The following is a 17,965-nucleotide window of genomic DNA, read 5'->3' as shown; positions in this document are numbered from 1 at the left end:
TAGGTGCTGACCTAAATTTGAAAGAATAGAGCTACTGTACACGCAAATCCAACAAGCCACACGAAGGTGCGCAGGTTCGCCCAGTCCATCACATAGCACGCAATATAGGCTACGCGGGCTAGAAGGTAAGTAATGGCCAAGACATCAATACGGTCTTGCGGAGCTTGCAAAAACATTGCGATTGCAATCGCAATATAGAAAAAAGGCAGGGACTCAAAGGTATTGGCTTGCGCTGCATTCGCACGCGCGCGCAATCCCGTTTGTTTGGCAAGCCACTCGCGCGGCTTATTGTTGTCATAGGGAGCACTTGCGGCGTTCTCAGTGGGGCCAAACTTCGCAATGCCCGCCGCAATGATGGGTAAAAAACCAGCGAGGATGACACAGACAATAGCGATAGTCATGATTGATTGTTTTTTCGTTGATTTTGATTAGATATTTTTAATTCACTACTTTTTACTCAGGCGCGTCTCCGTGCCATTGAGAAGATTTCGGATATTACTGCGATGGCGATAAATAAGGAGCGCACTCATCACGACAATGGCTAATCCCATAGGTTGTACGCCAAAGAGAAAGGTGAAATAAATCGGTGCAAAGACTGCGGCACACAGGGCAGCAAGTGATGAATAGCGCATAAAGACTGCCACAATGAGCCAGGTTCCTAAGGTGGCCAAGCCCAAAGCCCAATTGATGGCAAATAAGATCCCCGCGGCTGTGGCGACACCCTTACCTCCCTTAAAGCGATGAAAGATTGGATAGAGATGGCCCATAAAGACAGCGATCGCTACCAGCCCCAAGAGAATGTTGACGCTTTCCTGGCTGGGGTCGCCTAAGACTGCGCGCGCGAGAGTGACCGCCAACCACCCTTTGGCGGCATCGCCAATCAAGGTGAGGGCAGCGGCTACTTTATTACCAGTGCGTAAGACATTAGTTGCGCCTGGATTTTTAGAACCATGCGTATAGGGGTCAGGCAAGCCCATCGCACGACTCACGACCACCGCAAACGAGACCGATCCTAGCAAATACGCCACTGGGATCAACCAAAAATACTTTATCAACTCGTCCATAAATCAATACTAGCGGATTTGATTAAGAACCACGCGGATGGTGTGTGGCGTGTAAGGATTTGAGACGCTCACGGGCCACATGGGTATAAATTTGGGTGGTGGAGATATCTGCGTGCCCCAACAAGAGTTGCACTACGCGCAAATCAGCTCCATGGTTCAAGAGATGGGTGGCAAACGCATGACGTAGAGTATGGGGAGAAAGCGCCGCTTGAATGCCAGCCAGACTCGCATAGCGTTTGATGATGAACCAAAACGCTTGACGCGTTAATCCAGTACCCGTGCGGCGCCCCACAAAAACCTCTTGGCAGTTTTTTCTTTCCAAAAGAATCGGTCGGGCTTCTTGTAGGTATTGGCGCAACCACTGCCCTGCTTCACCACCAAAGGGCACAATCCGCTCTTTACCACCCTTACCGTTGACCACGCGCACCACCCCTTCATTGAGACCCAACGATACGGTTTTGAGTGACACAATTTCTGAGACGCGTAAGCCGCTTGCGTACATCAGCTCGAGCATGGTGCGATCGCGTAATCCCAAAGGCTCCTCAATATTCGGGGCATTGAGTAGCGCAATCACCTGATCTTCACTCAAGACCTTGGGGAAACGCTGTGCTTGCTTGGCAGCGTGTAGCTTCGCACACGGATCTTCTTTGACATAGCCAAGGCGCAATGCATGGCGATAAAAGCGCTTGAAGACCGTGAGACGCCGATTAGCGGTCGTTGCTTTATCAGAGCGCTTCGCTGCCATGTAAGCGGTGAGATCCCCTTCCTTTACCTGAAAGAGATCGGTGGCATTATTTTGCTCGCCCAACCAGGCGGCAAACAAGGTGAGATCACGCCGATAGGCACTTAGCGTATTTTTAGAGAGGCCATCTTCGAGCCAACAGGCATCGCAAAATTGATCAATTGCGTTTTGTGATGCTAGAGCCACAAGCTAATCACGAAAATTGTTAAACGCCAACGGGGCTTCGCTCGCTTCTTTTCGGAGCAAGGCCATTGCGGTTTGCAAATCATCGCGCTTGGCCCCCGTCACGCGCACCGCATCGCCCTGAATACTCGCTTGCACTTTAATTTTGCTGTCTTTGATAATGCGTACGATCTTTTTAGCAAGCTCTTGCTCGATGCCTTTTATGAGTTTCATGGTTTGCTTACGCTTGTCGCCTGACATCGTCTCGGTCTTGTCATCTTTTAAAAATCGTACGTCCACATTGCGTTTGGCCATTTTGCTAAAAAGTACATCGCGCACTTGCCCCAACTTGAAGTCGTCATCAGCAAACAAAATCAGTTCAGTATCTTTTTGCTCAACCCGCGCGTCAGAGCCTTTAAAGTCAAAGCGGTTCGTAATTTCTTTATTAGCTTGCTCGACGGCATTTTTGAGCTCTACGACATTAGGTTCGCACACAGTATCAAATGATGGCATTTACCTCTCCAAACGAATGTTGTAATCATGACGGTTTTGCTATTTTTAGACCAATTTCGTTCTTCATGCAAAACCCGAATAAGATTGTGGCATGAACTCGGATTGCAAGCCACTGGCCAATTACCCATTACGAGAGCGAAATACCTTAGGCTTTGAGGTAATTGCGCAGTGGGCTTTGCCGATTACCCAGGCTGAGCAAATCCCCCAAGCGATTACCTGGGCCAAAAATGCGGGGCTGCCCCATCGCATTCTTGGAGGGGGCAGTAACGTCGTTTTGCCTGCCCGATTGCACGGGCTCACCCTGCTGATGGATATCGATTTCATCGAGGTTCTTGAGAATCACGCTGCGAAGACAAGGTTGCGGGTAGGAGCCGGAGCGAACTGGCATGACTTCGTTCGCTGGACTTTAGATCAGAACTATCGGGGTCTCGAAAACCTTGCTTTGATTCCAGGCACGGTTGGCGCAGCGCCCATCCAAAATATTGGCGCCTATGGAGTTGAAGTCAAAGAGTACATCGATGCGGTGGAGGCCTACGATTGCCAAACCAATCAGTGGGTCAGTCTATCAAAAACGGATTGCCAATTTTCGTATCGGCACAGTATTTTTAAAGATGAACCAAATCGCTTTGTGATCACAGCGGTGATTTTTGATCTTCCCAAGGTATGGCAACCACGTGTGTCATACGCCGATCTTGCCAACCATTTTGACAATCGCGCAATCGAGACCATTGCTGCTCAAGAAGTCTTTGATGCAGTGTGTGCCATCCGCACTCAAAAGTTACCGGATCCCAAGGTGATTGGTAATGTGGGTAGTTTTTTTCAAAATCCTGTAATTTCCAATCAACAATTACGATCCTTAAAAGCCCAATTTCCACAGATTGTGAGTTATCCAGAATCAACCACCCATAGCAAGCTTGCCGCTGGATGGCTCATCGACCAGTGTGGCTTTAAAGGGATGCAAACGGGTAATGTGGGAGTTCATGACAAACAAGCCTTGGTCCTCACCCATCGGGGTGGTGGGAATGTAGGGGAACTACTTGGGCTTGCAGGACAAATTCAGAAAAGGGTGAAAGAAACCTTCGGAGTCGACCTGATTCCTGAACCAATCTTTTTTAATTAATCCGATTCTTTTTTTCAGGGGTTAAATATTCGTCTTTCTTTTTATTGCATTTTGCAATAAAATGGGTAATGCGCGTCATTTCCAATAAACGAATCATTGAGTTTTCAGCAAACCACCCAGATGCCCTTAAACCCCTACAAAGTTGGAGAAGAATTATTGAATCCCAGTCATTCGACAATTATTCTCAACTAAAGTCTGTATTTGGAACGATGGATAAAGTCGAAGATTTAATTGTTTTTGATATTTGTGGAAATCGATATCGATTAATAACTTTTATAAGTTTTTCAAAACAAATTTGTTACATTAAGCAGATTCTTACCCATGCCATTTACGATAAGGGACGGTGGAAGAAATGAACATGCTCGAATTAGAAAATGCCTGGCAGCAACTTAGCAAAACTGTTGCCCTTTCTCCCATTCATAACCGAAAAGACTATGAGCGAATGGTATTGCTCGCCGACCATCTATCGGATGCGATTGGCTGCTCAAAAAAGCATTCGTTACTTAATCTTTTTGAGATCGTATGTGAATTGATTCGCTCGTATGAAAGAGAACATTTCCCAATCGATCAAGCTAAACCTCAAGAAATTCTTAAGTTTTTGATGGATCAACACGGGCTTCGACAGTCGGATCTACCTGAAATTGGCAACCAAAGCGTTATATCCCAGCTTCTATCTGGAGCGAGAAAACTAAACCTTCGTCAAGTTAAAGCGATTTCGAAGCGCTTCGGCATTTCGCCTAATATTTTGATTGAGCAGCCCATCAAAAAATCTGCGATATCAATAAGAGTGGCGAGCAAACAAAAGGTGAAGGTTTAGAGATAAATCTGCATCTTCTTAAAATCTTGAGCCGACAAATGCCATTTCTTCGCCATTATTCCCCAAAAGATGAATAAGAGACTAGCTTTTGGCAGATTCCTAATTTTGATTGAAGTCCATATTAAAGAAAACTTTAATACGCAACTTTCAAATTAAAGTTCTCTTTAATTTGGCAGACTCCATATTGGAAGAATCAAGGGTGTGCGCTCCAACCCAAGAGGATAAGAATTAGCTATCTATTTTTTTAAAGGCAACTTGCATCTTGCCTTCTGCAAGCCAAAGCTGATACCGCTCATCCTCTCGAATATCACTGGGTTGCCTTGCGGCCTTTTGATTCTCATCCAAAATCACTGCGTAACCCCGCTCGAGCGTGCGTTGCGGATTGAGGGTTTCAAGCTGAGTAAGCCAATGTGCCTGATTGCGTTTCAGGCTCTCTAGATACACGCGTACACCTTGAGACAAACGTTGCTGCCATTGCTCAATTTGCTCGCGCATGCGCTCCGGGTTTGGTAAAGCGTGCTTGAGTCTCAGACTAATTTGATCAAGTGTTTGGGCTTCGCGCTCGAGACGCTGCTCCAGACGCTGAGCAATCGTCTCTTGATAGCTCTTCAGCTCTTGTAAAAGTTGCTCTCGTTTTGGGGTGGCTAATTCAGCGGCACCGGTTGGTGTAGGCGCTCGCAGGTCCGCTACAAAATCAGCAATCGTGAAATCCGTTTCGTGCCCCACGCCACTGATGATTGGTATGTCCGAGTTGGCAATGGTGTGCGCCAGCTGCTCGTCATTAAATGCCCATAGATCTTCAATGCTGCCCCCGCCCCGCACGAGGAGAATCACCTCTACCAAACAATCATCATTAGCCTTCTGAATGGCTTTGATGATCCCAGGAGGTGCATCCGCACCCTGCACTAGAGTTGGATAGATAAAGATCGGAATATGTGGCGCACGACGCGCTAAGGTGGTGAGCACATCTTTCAAGGCTGCGGCTTGCGTTGAGGTCACAATCGCAATTGCCTTGGGATGAGATGGAATTGCGCGTTTACGCTCTTCGTCAAATAAGCCGGCTTTGGCTAACTTCTCTTTGAGTTTTAGAAAAGCTTCATAAAGACCGCCTAGGCCTGCTTTACGCAAAGCATGGATCGTGAGCTGAACATCACCACGAGGCACATACATGCTAACCGAGGCACTGACCTCGACTTGATCCCCAGATTGGGGCATAAATCCGACTTGCAGATTTTTTCCCCGAAACATCACACAGCGAATCTGGCCTTCTTCGTCTTTTAGCGAGAAATACCAGTGCCCGCTGTCATAAGCTTTGAAGTTCGAAACCTCCCCGCTAACCATGACAAACTCAAACTGTTCGGTCAAAGACTCAGCAATGGCGCGGTTTAGATCGCCAACGCTTAGGATCGGCCTTGATTTTTCCGTCATCAAAGCGTCACCTTCCTGTAACTATATGGGCTTGCGGGTCGCGACATATCCACAAGGCTTGACTGACAGGAAAAGTCATAAAGTTAGTGAATACTCGCTCTTTATGGATGTCGTATTCATCCAACAGTGAAAATGTAAGTAATTGATTTAAAATCATATTTTTATCGTTTGAATGGACTGATCTTCAAGCATAAATCAAGGACTTACACCACCCATCAAGGACTTAGAGCGGTATTTGCACAAAGTTTTGCACAGAGTTATCCACAAGGTGGCATGAAAGCCCATCGTTTGATGAAACTGGTTTGCTGGATGGAATAGGGTTACCCGCTTTTTTGGGCTTTTCTGAATTTGCATGAAAATACCGTTCATGTATTCCATCTTAATCGCTGCGGGCTGGCCGATCTGGCCCCTCCTTGCCATATCCATCCTGGGCTTAGCCATTTTGCTCGAACGCAGCTGGTATTTGCGTAAAACCCACATTGTTCGTAAAGAGTCGATTGAAGAGGCCTTTGCTGCCACCTCGACCTTGGCCAAGGATCCGAACTTCATCAATCACCTCACAAGCTCCTCCCCGATTGGCGGACTATTAGCTGGGGTCTTACGTGAGCATGCCTTGGGGCACTCGGCCGAGGTTGCCATTGAGGAGCTGCAAATCCTCGCCCAAAACCTTTGGACCAAATTAGATCGCTATTTAGGAGCGCTCGCCACGATCGCCACCGTTGCCCCACTGCTGGGCCTCTTTGGCACTGTGGTGGGCATGATTGAGATCTTTGGTAGTCAAGGTGGAACGATTGGTAGTGCGGTCAATGCTGCAAGCGTTGGCGCGACTAATCCTCAGCAATTGGCGCATGGCATCTCGATTGCGCTCTACAACACCGCGTTTGGCCTCTTAATCGCAATCCCGGCACTGGCTGGATGGCGGATCTTACGAGCAGTGGCCGATCAACGCCAGCGTGAATGCGAGGAATGCACCCGGCAGTTGTTTAAGAAGTTGTATCCACAATCGGCTTCATCATCCTCATGAGCTGGCTCGACACTTCGCACAAAAGCTCCTCTCGCTTTGGCATACATTTGGGTCGCTCATCCCGCTCGTTCTCCTATGCCGAACCTGAAATCAATCTAATCGCATTTATTGACGTCCTCTTGGTCATCCTGATCTTTTTGATGATTTCCACCACGTTTACCAAGTTCCAAGAAATTGCGATTACCCTGCCAACCGCCTCTGGGTTAGAGACGGTCGACTCAGCGCGTGAGATCAATATTGCGGTGAGTAGCGATGGCCGCTTTGCACTTAATGGTAAGGTCATGAATCGCGCTCAACTGGGGAGCGCACTCAAGCAAATGAACACTGCTCCTGAGCAAAACCTACGGGTTAGCATTGATGCCGATGCTCGCGCTCCGCATCAAGCTGTGATGACCGTACTGGAACTCGCTCGCGATGCAGGTCTACCGAACATCGCCTTTAGTAGTCAAGCGAAAAAATAATGCTCTTCAAAACTTCGCCGCGCTTTTGGGAAAAATCTTCTTTCTCTCAATCGCCCATTCGCGCACTTATCGATCGCTTCATCAGTCTTGTTTTGCTGCCCTTGGCATGGCTCTATGGCCTCGTGGTTTGGATCAAGCAGTTGATCGTGGACTCTGGCCTATTGCATACTCTGGGGATCTATCGCGCTGCGCCAGTGCCGATCATCATCGTGGGCAATATTCGGGTGGGGGGCACAGGTAAGACGCCACTCGTGATTGCGCTTGCTAATGAATTGATCGAACGAGGCTTTAAACCTGGCGTGATTAGCCGTGGCTATCAACCCAATACTCGTTCATCACTCACGCAACCCACACGTGTTAATCGTGCCAGTAAGCCCAATCAAGTTGGCGATGAACCCGTGCTGATGGCGCAACGCATTCATGACAGCGTGCCAATTTGGGTCTATCGCAAACGCAAAGCCTGCATTGATGCGCTTTTACAGTCCGATCCGCAGATCAATGTGATCATTAGTGACGATGGTTTGCAGCATGCGGCCTTAGTCCGCTGGCCTGCACGCGAAGGTGGGCGTGATCTGGAATTGGTCGTTGAGGATGAGCGCGGGGATGGCAATGGCAGACTCTTGCCCGCTGGGCCACTGCGCGAGAGTGCTAAGCGTGAGCGCGATGCAACCATCACCATTGGGGAATCTCCTGCCCAGAGCGAGCCTTTTCCTAGTTCTCGCGAACTACACTTGAGTCCGAAGATCGATAGCGCGTATCCCCTACATCGGCCCAATGAGCCAATCAGCTTTACGCAAATGCTCAGTCGCTTGGTTGGATTAAAAGTAGGCGCACTTGCAGCGATTGGTAATCCAAAAAAGTTTTTTGATGCACTCACTAAATTGGGAGTGCATATTGATCAAACTCTAGCCTTGCCCGATCACGCACCGGTTCAGCACAATGATCTCAAATCACTTCCTGTAGATCTCATCCTAATCACCGAAAAAGATGCGGTCAAATGCGCTGGAATTGAGGATTCTCGTATCTGGGTGGTTCCGATGCGTTTAGAGATCCCACCTGTGTTTAGTGATTGGATGCAAGAGGTGATTACGCGACCCAATCCCTATCTCAAATAATCCCAGGTCTTGGGCTATGATGAGCACATAGTGATGATTGAGGCCCTCCGATGATGAATAGAAATCTACTCGATATTGTGGTTTGCCCGATTTGTAAGAGCTCGCTCCATTTGGATGAGGATAAGCTCGAGCTCATTTGCAAAGTCGATAAACTGGCCTACCCGATTCGTGACGACATTCCGGTCATGCTCGTTGACGAAGCGAGAAGTCTCAGCCCCGAAGAAGCCGCTGCGCTCTCTAAATAATTGCTTGCGATGACCGTCTTTACTGTTGTCATCCCGGCGCGTTTGGCCTCCTCCCGCCTTGAGCGCAAAGCGCTCGCCGATCTTGGGGGTAAACCAATGGTGGTGCGCGTTGCTGAGCGCGCCGCGCAATCCAAAGCAAAACAAATTTTAGTTGCTACCGATACCATTGAAATCGAATCAGCCTGCCAAGCGGCGGGCTTAACCGTCATCATGACCCGTAAAGATCACCCGAGTGGCACCGATCGGATTGCGGAGGTTGCCTCTCGCCTAGGCTTAGATGACGAAGCCCTGATCGTGAATGTGCAAGGCGATGAGCCTTTAATACCAGTGGAGCTCATCAATCAAGTCGCTGATACATTAGCAGCAAACTCCGAATGCGTGATGAGCACAGCAGCCGTGGCTATTCAGAGTGCCGAGGAAATTACCAATCCGAATGCGGTCAAAGTGGTTCTTAATCAACAGCACGAAGCCTTGTATTTCTCGAGAGCAGCCATACCCTACGATCGCACCCAATCGTCACCTACGTACTATCGCCACATTGGCATTTATGCGTACCGCGTGGGTTTTCTAAAACAATATGCGCAACTTGTAACATCCCCATTAGAGATTGCTGAGTCTTTGGAGCAATTACGTGTACTCTGGCATGGCTACCGTATCGCAGTACACCTTGCCTCTGAACTACCACCAGCCGGTGTGGACACCCCCGAAGATCTGGAGCGCGTGCGTAAATTCTTTTAAGGGATTTCGCTAAGAAGCGGGCCCCAATAAATCTGCCCTAAGTCGGTGCAATCAATTAGACTATAGGGAATGAAAGAACAAGACAGGGGATGACATGCGCTTAATTTTGCTAGGTGCTCCAGGTGCGGGCAAGGGAACGCAAGCCCAATTTATTTGTGAAAAATTTGGGATTCCGCAAATCTCCACTGGCGATATGCTGCGCGCTGCAGTCAAGGCGGGCACTCCTCTCGGAATCGCCGCCAAGAAAATTATGGATGCGGGTGGCTTGGTTTCTGACGACATCATCATTGGCTTAGTTAAAGATCGCTTAACCCAACCCGATTGCCACAAAGGCTACCTCTTTGATGGCTTTCCACGAACCATTCCACAAGCGCAAGCCATGAAAGATGCGGCGGTGCCCATTGACTACGTGCTTGAGATTGATGTGCCCTTTGATGCCATTATTGAGCGCATGAGTGGTCGCCGCGTGCACCCTGCTTCGGGTCGCTCGTATCACATCAAATTTAATCCCCCAAAAGTAGATGGCAAAGATGATGTGACGGGTGAGCCCCTCATTCAACGTGATGACGATCAAGAGGCAACCGTGCGTAAGCGTTTGCAGGTCTACACCGATCAAACACGCCCTCTCGTGGACTACTATTCAAAGTGGGCTAGCGAGCCAGCAAGTGTTGGAGTGAAGGCACCGGCGTATCGGAAGGTGTCTGGCACAGGTTCGGTGGACGACATCACCAAAGCAATTTTCGCAGCGCTACAGTAAATTTTTTACTTTAGCTCTTTGAGAGCACTCTCAAACGACTCAAGATCGGCAAAGCTGCGATAGACCGATGCAAAGCGGATGTAGGCGACTTTATCTAAGCGTTTGAGCTCACGCATTACTAGTTCACCAACGCGCTCACTGGGGATTTCTTTTTCACCGGAGGCCATCAATTTTTCTTCGATGCGTCCGATCGCATCATCGACTGCATCCGAGGAAACCGGGCGTTTACGTAACGCTAAGCGGATCGAGCTCACTAATTTTTCATGGCTGTACTCCACGCGACTGCCATTTTTTTTCACAATCGCAGGCAGACTCAGCTCGGCCCGCTCATACGTGGTAAAGCGCTTATCGCACGATGCGCAGCGCCTGCGACGCCTGACCGAATCGCCCTCGTCCGATACCCGGGTATCCATCACCTGGGTATCGTCACTATGGCAAAACGGGCAGCGCATGAAGCTTAATTTCCGTAAACAGGGAATCGTTTGGTGAGCGCATTCACTTGCTCACGCACCTTCGCTAAATGATTGGCATCATTCGGATGATCGAGCACATCGGCAATCAGTTGCCCCACTTGCTTGGCTTCGGCCTCTTTAAAGCCACGCGTGGTCATGGCGGGTGAGCCTAGGCGTATTCCACTCGTTACCATCGGTTTCTCAGGATCGTTCGGAATTGCATTTTTGTTCACGGTAATGTGAGCAGCGCCTAATGCAGCTTCGGCTTCCTTACCGGTAATTTTCTTGGCACGCAGATCGACGAGCATGACATGTGACTCGGTTTTACCCGAAACAATCCGTAGACCCCGCTCAATCAACGAATTCGCTAAGGCTTGCGCATTAGCAATCACCTGCTTTTGATAGTCCTTAAAGCTGGGCTCCAGCGCTTCTTTAAAAGCCACCGCCTTTGCCGCAATCACATGCATCAGCGGTCCGCCTTGCATGCCGGGGAATACTGCCGAGTTAATCGCTTTCTCATGCTCAGCCTTCATGAGAATGATGCCACCGCGTGGGCCACGCAAACTCTTGTGCGTAGTGGAGGTCACCACGTCGGCATAGGGCACTGGATTGGGATACACACCTGCCGCGATCAAGCCTGCGTAGTGCGCCATGTCGACCATAAAAATAGCACCGATCTCTTTAGCCACTTTTGCAAAGCGCTCAAAATCAATTTGCAAGGAGTAAGCGGATGCACCAGCAATGATGAGTTTGGGTTTCTTTTCACGCGCTAAGCTCTCCATTTGCTCATAGTCAATCGCTTCGTTTTGATCGAGGCCATAGGAGATGGCGTTAAACCATTTACCACTCATATTGAGTGTCATGCCGTGGGACAGATGGCCACCTTCAGCGAGACTCATGCCCATAAACGTATCGCCAGGCTTTAGAAAGGCCAAGAAAACGGCCTGATTGGCCGATGCACCACAATGGGGTTGCACATTCGCAGCATCAGCTCCAAACAATTTTTTGACCCGATCGATCGCCAATTGCTCAGCCACATCCACAAACTCACAACCGCCGTAATAGCGCTTACCCGGATAACCTTCTGCGTATTTATTGGTCAACTGCGAGCCCTGAGCGGCCATCACCGCGGGTGAGGTGTAGTTTTCAGAGGCGATGAGCTCAATATGCTCCTCTTGACGACGGTTCTCGTTTTGGATACTGGCCCATAACTCAGGGTCAATCTGCGCTAAAGTGTGTTGACGATCAAACATAGTGGCTTCCTAATTAATCACAAAGCAATAACAAAATACGACAATTAAACTTCGGCAATCCAGTGCGGATTGGCTAAAATTACCCTCCATAATACAAAGTCCTTATGAACCCTACTCAAGACCTTTCTATTCTGACCCTGGTTCTCAATGCCAGCATCTTGGTCCAAGCAGTGATGGTGTTGCTCTTGAGCCTCTCTGTAGCCTCGTGGACCATCATTTTTCGTAAGGGCTCGACCCTACGTGCTGCGCAACGCGAAACCGAGCGCTTTGAGTGTGACTTTTGGGCGGGCGGCGACTTACAAACCTTATTTGAGGCTGCTCAGCGCAAAATGAGTAGTGCCGGCAACCAAGCCAACGCGGCAGTCTTAGAACGCATCTTTGCTGCCGGGATGCAAGAGTTTTTAAAAGCCAAAGAAATCGATGCGGCACGGCGCGCCATGAAAGCCGCCTATCAGCGCGAGATGGATCGTTTAGAGGCCAATTTGCCATTTCTAGCATCCGTTGGCTCGGTCTCACCCTATATTGGACTCCTCGGAACAGTTTGGGGCATCATGCACGCCTTTCGAGGCTTGGCCAATGTGCAACAAGCTACTCTTGCCTCTGTGGCCCCAGGGATTGCAGAGGCCCTGGTAGCCACTGCGATTGGTTTATTTGCAGCCATCCCTGCAGTCGTGGCGTATAACCGCTACTCCACCGATATTGATCGCCTCTCGATTCATTTTGAATCCTTTATCGAAGAGTTCACCAACATTTTGCAACGTCAAGGCGCTCGCCTCTAATTATCATGGCTAGCCGCTCATCCTTTCGCTCCTCTCGTCGGAAAGCGATTGCGGACATTAATGTAGTGCCCTACATCGATGTGATGTTGGTGCTCTTGGTCATCTTTATGGTGACCGCACCGCTCGTTAACCCCGGAGTAGTCAATCTTCCCACCGTCGGTGGCGCCAAGGTACAAGCCCTGCCCCCGGTCTTTATTACGATTGGTGCTGATGAGGCCATTACGATTCGTAAAGAGGGTGAGAGTGCACAGACCATTACTAAATTAGAGCTCGGTGCCTTTGGGCGCTCTCAAGCTGAGAAATCTGCTGAGCAACCGGTGGTACTTGCAGCCGATAAATCCATCAAATACGAAGTGGTGATGGATGTGATGTCACGCTTAAAAGAAAATGGCGTCAAGCGGGTGGGATTGGCTGTACGTGGTCAGTAATGATGAGTCAGCATGAGTAGCGCGACCCTTAATTCCTCGTGGCAGTTTCATGCGGATCGCGAACCAGGCACTACCAAGGCGTTTGCGCTCTCCTTAGGGGCACATCTTTTTCTGATTGCTCTGCTGACTCTGGGGATTCATTGGAAAACGAGTTCTAGCCCTGCAGGTGTTGAGGTCGAGCTCTGGGATGCAAGCGTTCCACCCCCAAGTGTGACGCCTACCCCCAAAATAGATATCAAGCCCGAAGCGGCTGAGATCGTCATTAAGAAAACCAAACCGCCGCCTGAGCCGCCCAAAGAGGTGGTCAGAAAACCTGAGCCCAAGCCGGAGAAGAAAGCAGAAACCAAGCCACCCGAGAAAAAGGTGGATCCCAAAGAAGATGCGGCCGCTAAAAAAGCAGCTGCCGCGGCGGAGAAAGCACGCCTAGATCAATTGGCCCGTCTCAAAGCAGCTGCAGGTGCCGAGGGCGGTAGCGGTGGCAAAGTGGGTGATGGCGTGGGTGCAGGTGGTAATGCCCCGCCCGGCTACGCCGATCGGGTCCGCAAGAAGATTAAACCCCTCATCGTCTTTAATGCGGAGTCTACGAGTGGTAATCCAACGGTGGTGGTGTTGGTTGATCTCGCTCCCGATGGCATGATTTTGAAACGGACTGTTACATCGCCCAGCACCGATCCAGCCTGGGATCGTGCGGTCTTAATTGCGATTGATCGTGCCGAGAGCCTGCCGCGGGACCAAAACGGCAAAATTCCCATGCGTCAAATCAAATTAACCTTTAAACCAAAGGATTAGTTCAGGGTTCATGGCTAGCGTCTAGAATAATGTCCATGACATTTCAGCGCATTCGTATTGCCTCCCTGCTAGCACTAACTATTTTCATGGGACTGTTCATTTCTCCCGTGAATGCTCAAATGAACATCGAGATCAAAGGTGTTGGTCAAACCCTCTATCCGATTGCGGTTGCCCGATTTAAAGACGAAGACAAATTACCGGTCAAGATTTCTGATGTGATTCGTCAAAATCTCACACGCAGCGGCTACTTCCGAAATATTGAGCTTGGTAACGGTGTTGAGGACGATCAAGTGGTTCCCGACTTCAAAACGTGGGCGGCGCGCGGAGCCGATGCCCTAGCCGTTGGCTCGGTCACCCAAAAATCCCCTGGGCAGTATGAGGTTCGTTACCGCTTGTATGACATTCGTAAAGGTGAGAGCCTCAACGGTTTGATCGTGTCGGCAAGCGAGGATAACTTGCGCCTTGCGGCCCACAAAATTTCGGACGACATCATCTTCAAACTCTTGGGTGAGCGTGGCGTATTCTCCACCCGTCTGTCATATGTCATGAAAGAAGGTAAGCGCTATCGCTTAGTGATCTCGGACGCCGATGGTCAAAACATGCGCAACGCACTGAATAGCAGTGAGCCCATCATTTCAGTAGCGTGGTCACCCGATGGTCAAAAGATTGCGTATGTATCCTTTGAGGATCGTAAGCCCATCGTTTATGTGCATGAGCTGGCGACCGGCCGTCGCATTGTTCTCTCCAATGAGCGCGGCAACAACAGCGCCCCATCCTGGGCCCCTGACGGCAAGAGCTTAGCGATCTCGCTTTCTAAAGATGGTAATACGCAAATCTATCGAGTCAATGCCGATGGTAGTAATCTGCGACGCCTCACCCAAGGCAATACGATTGATACTGAACCGCAGTTTTCTCCAGACGGTAAATTTATTTATTTCACGAGCGATCGTGGTGGCAACCCACAAATTTATCGGATGAGTGCCGATGGGGAGCGCGGCGAACCAGCCAGAAGAATCACCTTTAAGCAACCCTATGCAACCTCAGCACGCATCTCTCCCGATGGCAAGTATTTAGCGTATATCGGTGGCGCAGGCGGTGGTTACAAGCTCTTTCTAATGAATCTCCTCACGGGTGATAGCACACCCATGACCGATACTAGCTTTGACGAATCCCCAAGTTTTGCAGCCAACGGTCGCTATATTCTGTACTCAACCCAAGTCGGGGGTAAAAAAGTACTAGCAGCGGTTTCGGTCGATGGCTATGTCAAACAAATTTTGAGTGTTCCAGGATCGGATGTGCGCCAACCATCGTGGGGGCCATTCATGGATCGTTAATTCGTTTTAGTGCTCCATGATCCAAGGCATAATACGAATTAGTTTGCAGTCCATCGGTTTACGAACACCATCAATTTATTCGAGGGAGAGCGCATGAAAACTACATCACCCCAGCGTCGCTTTGTACTGACCAGCATTTTGGGAGGCGTCGGCCTACTCAGTGCCTGCTCATCGGGAGTGAAGTTAGATGATGTCAGTACCATGAAAACCCAAGAAGCCAAAAGTAGCAATATTGCTTCTCAGCCTTGGAATGATCCTAAGAGCCCCCTCTTTCAGCGCAGTATCTATTTTGACTTTGATGAATACACCATCAAACCCCAATATCAAAATATGCTGCAAGCTGGAGCTGCTTTCTTAAAGCAAAACCCCCAACAAAAGATCATGATTCAGGGTAATACGGATGATCGTGGTACTGCTGAATACAACCTCGCTCTCGGTCAACGGCGCTCCGATGCAGTTCGTAAAGCACTCGCAGCACTGGGCGTACCCGATAGTCAAATGGAAGCCGTGAGTCTTGGAAAAGAAAAGCCCAAAGCAGAAGGTAATACTGAAGCTGCGTGGGCTGAAAACCGTCGCGCTGACATTATTTACATCACTAAATAAGAGTACTCTCGATTGACTGCTATCTCCTGCTTTACTCGAACTGCTCTTACGCTGACATTAGGCGCATTACTTTCGAGTAATGCGTGGGCGATCTTCTCGGATGACGAGGCTCGCAAAGCCATTCTAGAAATGCGCAAGTCGGTTCAGGCCTCGCAAGGCGCTATTTTGGACCTACAAAATCAGATCGAAAAACTACGTACAGAAAACGCTCAACTACGCGGCCAAATCGAGACCTTGCAAAAGCAAACGGAAGATCTCACCAAGAATCAAAAAACCTACTATCAAGATTTAGACAGTCGACTAACTCGATTTGAACCCCAAACCGTAGAGGTTGAAGGTGTGACTGGTGTGGTCCAACCCGGTGAGCGAGCAGCGTATGAAGAAGCGCTCAATGCGTTTCAGAACAATCAGCTTAAAAAAGCCGATACCGATCTCAATGCGTTTATCCGGAAATACCCATCTAGCCCTTATTTACCCCTTGCACTCTTTTGGTCTGGCAATACCAAATACGCTCTTAAAGATTACAACGGCTCCATCAATCAATTGCAAACACTAATCACTCGTTTCCCAGGCCATCAGCGAGTGCCTGCGGCGATGTTAACCCTTGGTAATGCCAATCTTGAGTCTGGTAAGAAAGCGGTCGCCAAAAAGGTTCTGAGCGATCTAATCACCAAGTATCCAGACTCTGAGGCTGCCAAAGAAGCAAAGCCAATTGTTGCTAACATCAAGTAAGTAGATCCTGGATTTCTAATTTTGGACTTTTCTGCTTTTAAGCATTCGTTTAATCCGTCACAGGCACGCACTCCCAATAGCCCCGCGGTCATTCTGTTCTCCGGTGGTTTGGACTCCACAACCATTCTGGCGCTTGCCAAACAACTAGGCTATCGCTGTTATGCTCTCTCCGTTCATTACGGCCAAAAGCATTCGTCTGAATTGGATGCTGCAAAACGGATTGCACAATCATTTGGTGTCGAGCGCCATGAGATCATCCACTTAGACCTCGCCCGCTTTGGTGGATCAGCCCTCACTGACCAGACACTGCGCGTACCTACCGAAGGTGATCCCAAGACCGCTGCGATTCCGATCACGTATGTGCCTGCTCGCAACACCATCATGCTCTCGATGGCTTTGGCCTGGGCAGAGTCCCTAGGAAGTATTGATGTGTTCTATGGAGCTAATGCGGTCGATTACTCTGGATATCCGGATTGCCGCCCAGAGTATGTGCAGTCGTTTGAAACCATGGCGAACTTGGCAACGAAGGCTGGGGTCGAGTCTATTGATGAGCAGCAAAGATTTCGGATCCACGCGCCCATCATTTCCATGAGTAAAGCGCAGATCATTCAACTGGGCCAGTCTCTAGGAATTGATTACAGCCAAACGGTGTCGTGCTATCAAGCCAATCAAGAAGGCCAAGCCTGCGGTGTCTGTGAATCTTGTCAACTTCGTAAAGCGGGATTTAAAGAGGCTGGGGTAGCCGATCCAACACGCTATCAGTTTTAAGTCGGGTCTTTGCCAAGCATGCGTGCAACATAACGCGCAATCAGATCCACTTCCAAGTTCACGTGATCGCCTGCCTTGAGTTTGCCGAGTGCTGTGTTCTCTAGGGTATGAGGAATGATATTGATTTCAATGGGGCATTGGGACTGATCTTTGGACCCCGCTTGATTGACGGTTAGCGATACGCCATTCACCACAATCGATCCTTTGTAGGCCAGATAAGGGGCCAATGATTGCGGGGCATCGATTACTAACTTCCATGAGCCATACGCATCACCTTGAACAGGAGTAAATGATTGAACCGTGCCTACTCCATCGACATGGCCACTAACTAAGTGGCCTCCAAGACGATCGTTAAACCGTAGGGCCTTTTCTAGATTCACAGACCCAAGTTTGTCGAGCCCTGTTGTTTTTGAGATCGACTCCCTAGAAACATCAACCTCAAAAACATTAGCTTGCATGGTCGTAACCGTCATGCAGGCGCCATTAAGGGCAATGCTATCGCCAATCGCTACATCATCAAGGTAGTTAGCAGGGGTTGTGACGGTTAAATGGAGGCCATCGCCTTTGGGAGCGAGATGGGTAATTTCACCAATGGCGGTAATGATTCCAGTAAACATGAATGCACTATATCAGTTTGAAAG

The 17,965-nt window shown here is 49.2% G+C and carries 24 protein-coding genes; 16 read left to right on the top strand and 8 right to left on the bottom strand.

Translation table 11 applies throughout. From position 1 onward, the window contains the following. Window positions 1–11: 11 nt before the first annotated feature. The 4 genes from AOC32_RS01560 to AOC32_RS01545 are packed head-to-tail and all read right to left on the bottom strand — an operon-like array spanning window position 12 to window position 2,481. Complete coding sequence (locus AOC32_RS01560; RefSeq protein ID WP_108507816.1) at window positions 12–401, bottom strand: MAPEG family protein; 390 nt, start codon at window positions 399–401, stop codon at window positions 12–14. Between the two features lie 45 nt (window positions 402–446). Then, on the bottom strand, window positions 447–1,064 hold the full coding sequence (plsY, locus tag AOC32_RS01555) for a glycerol-3-phosphate 1-O-acyltransferase PlsY (RefSeq protein ID WP_108507815.1): 618 nt from the start codon (window positions 1,062–1,064) through the stop codon (window positions 447–449). Between the two features lie 22 nt (window positions 1,065–1,086). Continuing rightward, complete coding sequence (gene xerD / locus AOC32_RS01550; protein WP_108507814.1) at window positions 1,087–1,992, bottom strand: site-specific tyrosine recombinase XerD; 906 nt, start codon at window positions 1,990–1,992, stop codon at window positions 1,087–1,089. 3 nt (window positions 1,993–1,995) lie between these two features. Beyond that, window positions 1,996–2,481, bottom strand: coding sequence for a YajQ family cyclic di-GMP-binding protein (locus AOC32_RS01545; protein ID WP_108507813.1), 486 nt, complete (start codon window positions 2,479–2,481; stop codon window positions 1,996–1,998). A 91-nt stretch (window positions 2,482–2,572) separates the two neighbouring features. Between AOC32_RS01545 and murB the strand changes: the two genes are divergently transcribed. From murB to AOC32_RS01530, 3 genes are all read left to right on the top strand, one after another. Then, window positions 2,573–3,601, top strand: coding sequence for a UDP-N-acetylmuramate dehydrogenase (gene murB, locus AOC32_RS01540; RefSeq protein ID WP_108507812.1), 1,029 nt, complete (start codon window positions 2,573–2,575; stop codon window positions 3,599–3,601). Window positions 3,602–3,669: 68 nt separating this feature from the next. Then, entirely contained in the window at window positions 3,670–3,957 is a 288-nt protein-coding gene (locus tag AOC32_RS09920) for a type II toxin-antitoxin system HigB family toxin (RefSeq protein ID WP_108507811.1), read from the top strand. Continuing rightward, on the top strand, window positions 3,945–4,418 hold the full coding sequence (locus AOC32_RS01530; protein WP_159074875.1) for a helix-turn-helix domain-containing protein: 474 nt from the start codon (window positions 3,945–3,947) through the stop codon (window positions 4,416–4,418). Before AOC32_RS09920 ends, AOC32_RS01530 begins: the two co-directional genes overlap by 13 nt. Window positions 4,419–4,646: 228 nt before the next feature. Here the strand turns inward: AOC32_RS01530 and xseA are convergent, their stop codons facing one another. Then, window positions 4,647–5,846, bottom strand: coding sequence for an exodeoxyribonuclease VII large subunit (gene xseA / locus AOC32_RS01525; RefSeq protein WP_108507809.1), 1,200 nt, complete (start codon window positions 5,844–5,846; stop codon window positions 4,647–4,649). 352 nt (window positions 5,847–6,198) lie between these two features. Here xseA and AOC32_RS01520 point away from each other — a divergent pair, with 352 nt between their 5' ends. From AOC32_RS01520 to adk, 6 genes are all read left to right on the top strand, one after another. After that, the gene (locus tag AOC32_RS01520; protein WP_234409770.1) at window positions 6,199–6,870 is read left to right on the top strand and encodes a MotA/TolQ/ExbB proton channel family protein; all 672 of its coding nucleotides are present in this window, start codon (window positions 6,199–6,201) and stop codon (window positions 6,868–6,870) included. Beyond that, window positions 6,867–7,331 (top strand): ExbD/TolR family protein, encoded by a 465-nt coding sequence (locus AOC32_RS01515; RefSeq protein WP_108507807.1) that lies wholly within the window; start codon window positions 6,867–6,869, stop codon window positions 7,329–7,331. Before AOC32_RS01520 ends, AOC32_RS01515 begins: the two co-directional genes overlap by 4 nt. Continuing rightward, window positions 7,331–8,446 carry a tetraacyldisaccharide 4'-kinase gene (gene lpxK, locus AOC32_RS01510; protein ID WP_108507806.1) on the top strand — a complete coding sequence of 372 codons (1,116 nt, stop codon included), beginning with the start codon at window positions 7,331–7,333 and terminating at the stop codon, window positions 8,444–8,446. Before AOC32_RS01515 ends, lpxK begins: the two co-directional genes overlap by 1 nt. A 53-nt stretch (window positions 8,447–8,499) precedes the next feature. Then, window positions 8,500–8,691, top strand: a complete 192-nt coding sequence (locus tag AOC32_RS01505; RefSeq protein WP_108509287.1) for a Trm112 family protein — start codon at window positions 8,500–8,502, stop codon at window positions 8,689–8,691. A gap of 9 nt (window positions 8,692–8,700) precedes the next feature. Then, window positions 8,701–9,429 (top strand): 3-deoxy-manno-octulosonate cytidylyltransferase, encoded by a 729-nt coding sequence (gene kdsB, locus AOC32_RS01500; RefSeq protein WP_108507805.1) that lies wholly within the window; start codon window positions 8,701–8,703, stop codon window positions 9,427–9,429. Between the two features lie 94 nt (window positions 9,430–9,523). Continuing rightward, entirely contained in the window at window positions 9,524–10,186 is a 663-nt protein-coding gene (adk, locus tag AOC32_RS01495) for an adenylate kinase (protein WP_108507804.1), read from the top strand. A gap of 5 nt (window positions 10,187–10,191) precedes the next feature. On the opposite strand, the gene nrdR is transcribed toward adk, so the two are convergent. Together nrdR and glyA are read right to left on the bottom strand one after the other, a co-directional pair. Further along, window positions 10,192–10,638: a transcriptional regulator NrdR gene (gene nrdR / locus AOC32_RS01490; protein ID WP_108507803.1), complete on the bottom strand. Its 447-nt coding sequence runs from the start codon at window positions 10,636–10,638 to the stop codon at window positions 10,192–10,194. A 5-nt stretch (window positions 10,639–10,643) separates the two neighbouring features. Beyond that, a complete protein-coding gene (gene glyA, locus AOC32_RS01485) occupies window positions 10,644–11,891 on the bottom strand; it encodes a serine hydroxymethyltransferase (protein ID WP_108507802.1) in 1,248 nt (415 codons plus the stop codon). Window positions 11,892–11,995: 104 nt separating this feature from the next. Between glyA and tolQ the strand changes: the two genes are divergently transcribed. The 7 genes from tolQ to queC all read left to right on the top strand — a co-directional run bounded on the left by tolQ (window position 11,996) and on the right by queC (window position 17,324). After that, complete coding sequence (gene tolQ, locus AOC32_RS01480) at window positions 11,996–12,670, top strand: protein TolQ (RefSeq protein WP_108507801.1); 675 nt, start codon at window positions 11,996–11,998, stop codon at window positions 12,668–12,670. Between the two features lie 5 nt (window positions 12,671–12,675). Beyond that, window positions 12,676–13,098: a protein TolR gene (gene tolR / locus AOC32_RS01475; protein ID WP_108507800.1), complete on the top strand. Its 423-nt coding sequence runs from the start codon at window positions 12,676–12,678 to the stop codon at window positions 13,096–13,098. 12 nt (window positions 13,099–13,110) lie between these two features. Continuing rightward, entirely contained in the window at window positions 13,111–13,887 is a 777-nt protein-coding gene (gene tolA / locus AOC32_RS01470) for a cell envelope integrity protein TolA (protein ID WP_108507799.1), read from the top strand. 35 nt (window positions 13,888–13,922) lie between these two features. Next, window positions 13,923–15,221, top strand: coding sequence for a Tol-Pal system beta propeller repeat protein TolB (gene tolB, locus AOC32_RS01465; RefSeq protein WP_199908509.1), 1,299 nt, complete (start codon window positions 13,923–13,925; stop codon window positions 15,219–15,221). A gap of 93 nt (window positions 15,222–15,314) precedes the next feature. Then, on the top strand, window positions 15,315–15,824 hold the full coding sequence (gene pal / locus AOC32_RS01460; protein ID WP_108507797.1) for a peptidoglycan-associated lipoprotein Pal: 510 nt from the start codon (window positions 15,315–15,317) through the stop codon (window positions 15,822–15,824). Between the two features lie 12 nt (window positions 15,825–15,836). After that, window positions 15,837–16,556, top strand: a complete 720-nt coding sequence (gene ybgF, locus AOC32_RS01455) for a tol-pal system protein YbgF (RefSeq protein ID WP_234409769.1) — start codon at window positions 15,837–15,839, stop codon at window positions 16,554–16,556. A gap of 90 nt (window positions 16,557–16,646) precedes the next feature. Continuing rightward, complete coding sequence (gene queC, locus AOC32_RS01450) at window positions 16,647–17,324, top strand: 7-cyano-7-deazaguanine synthase QueC (RefSeq protein ID WP_234409821.1); 678 nt, start codon at window positions 16,647–16,649, stop codon at window positions 17,322–17,324. Here the strand turns inward: queC and AOC32_RS01445 are convergent. Further along, entirely contained in the window at window positions 17,321–17,941 is a 621-nt protein-coding gene (locus AOC32_RS01445; protein ID WP_108507795.1) for a riboflavin synthase, read from the bottom strand. The two genes, queC and AOC32_RS01445, sit on opposite strands and share 4 nt — an antisense overlap. Window positions 17,942–17,965 lie beyond the last annotated feature (24 nt).

The sequence above is a fragment of the Polynucleobacter acidiphobus genome (assembly GCF_003065385.1).
GTDB lineage: Bacteria > Pseudomonadota > Gammaproteobacteria > Burkholderiales > Burkholderiaceae > Polynucleobacter > Polynucleobacter acidiphobus.
The sequence above is the reverse complement of the archived record's forward strand: the minus strand, read 5'-3'. Positions and strand labels throughout refer to the sequence as shown.

Coding starts and splice junctions, on each gene's coding strand:
- xseA (WP_108507809.1), bottom strand. CDS start 5,846: ATGACGGAAAAATCAAGGCCGATCCTAAGCGTTGGCGATCTAAACCGC.
- AOC32_RS01520 (WP_234409770.1), top strand. CDS start 6,199: ATGAAAATACCGTTCATGTATTCCATCTTAATCGCTGCGGGCTGGCCG.
- pal (WP_108507797.1), top strand. CDS start 15,315: ATGAAAACTACATCACCCCAGCGTCGCTTTGTACTGACCAGCATTTTG.
- AOC32_RS01515 (WP_108507807.1), top strand. CDS start 6,867: ATGAGCTGGCTCGACACTTCGCACAAAAGCTCCTCTCGCTTTGGCATA.
- AOC32_RS01545 (WP_108507813.1), bottom strand. CDS start 2,481: ATGCCATCATTTGATACTGTGTGCGAACCTAATGTCGTAGAGCTCAAA.
- tolB (WP_199908509.1), top strand. CDS start 13,923: ATGACATTTCAGCGCATTCGTATTGCCTCCCTGCTAGCACTAACTATT.
- plsY (WP_108507815.1), bottom strand. CDS start 1,064: ATGGACGAGTTGATAAAGTATTTTTGGTTGATCCCAGTGGCGTATTTG.
- tolR (WP_108507800.1), top strand. CDS start 12,676: ATGGCTAGCCGCTCATCCTTTCGCTCCTCTCGTCGGAAAGCGATTGCG.
- kdsB (WP_108507805.1), top strand. CDS start 8,701: ATGACCGTCTTTACTGTTGTCATCCCGGCGCGTTTGGCCTCCTCCCGC.
- murB (WP_108507812.1), top strand. CDS start 2,573: ATGAACTCGGATTGCAAGCCACTGGCCAATTACCCATTACGAGAGCGA.
- nrdR (WP_108507803.1), bottom strand. CDS start 10,638: ATGCGCTGCCCGTTTTGCCATAGTGACGATACCCAGGTGATGGATACC.
- lpxK (WP_108507806.1), top strand. CDS start 7,331: ATGCTCTTCAAAACTTCGCCGCGCTTTTGGGAAAAATCTTCTTTCTCT.
- tolQ (WP_108507801.1), top strand. CDS start 11,996: ATGAACCCTACTCAAGACCTTTCTATTCTGACCCTGGTTCTCAATGCC.
- AOC32_RS01505 (WP_108509287.1), top strand. CDS start 8,500: ATGAATAGAAATCTACTCGATATTGTGGTTTGCCCGATTTGTAAGAGC.
- AOC32_RS01445 (WP_108507795.1), bottom strand. CDS start 17,941: ATGTTTACTGGAATCATTACCGCCATTGGTGAAATTACCCATCTCGCT.
- tolA (WP_108507799.1), top strand. CDS start 13,111: ATGAGTAGCGCGACCCTTAATTCCTCGTGGCAGTTTCATGCGGATCGC.
- AOC32_RS01560 (WP_108507816.1), bottom strand. CDS start 401: ATGACTATCGCTATTGTCTGTGTCATCCTCGCTGGTTTTTTACCCATC.
- AOC32_RS09920 (WP_108507811.1), top strand. CDS start 3,670: ATGCGCGTCATTTCCAATAAACGAATCATTGAGTTTTCAGCAAACCAC.
- adk (WP_108507804.1), top strand. CDS start 9,524: ATGCGCTTAATTTTGCTAGGTGCTCCAGGTGCGGGCAAGGGAACGCAA.
- glyA (WP_108507802.1), bottom strand. CDS start 11,891: ATGTTTGATCGTCAACACACTTTAGCGCAGATTGACCCTGAGTTATGG.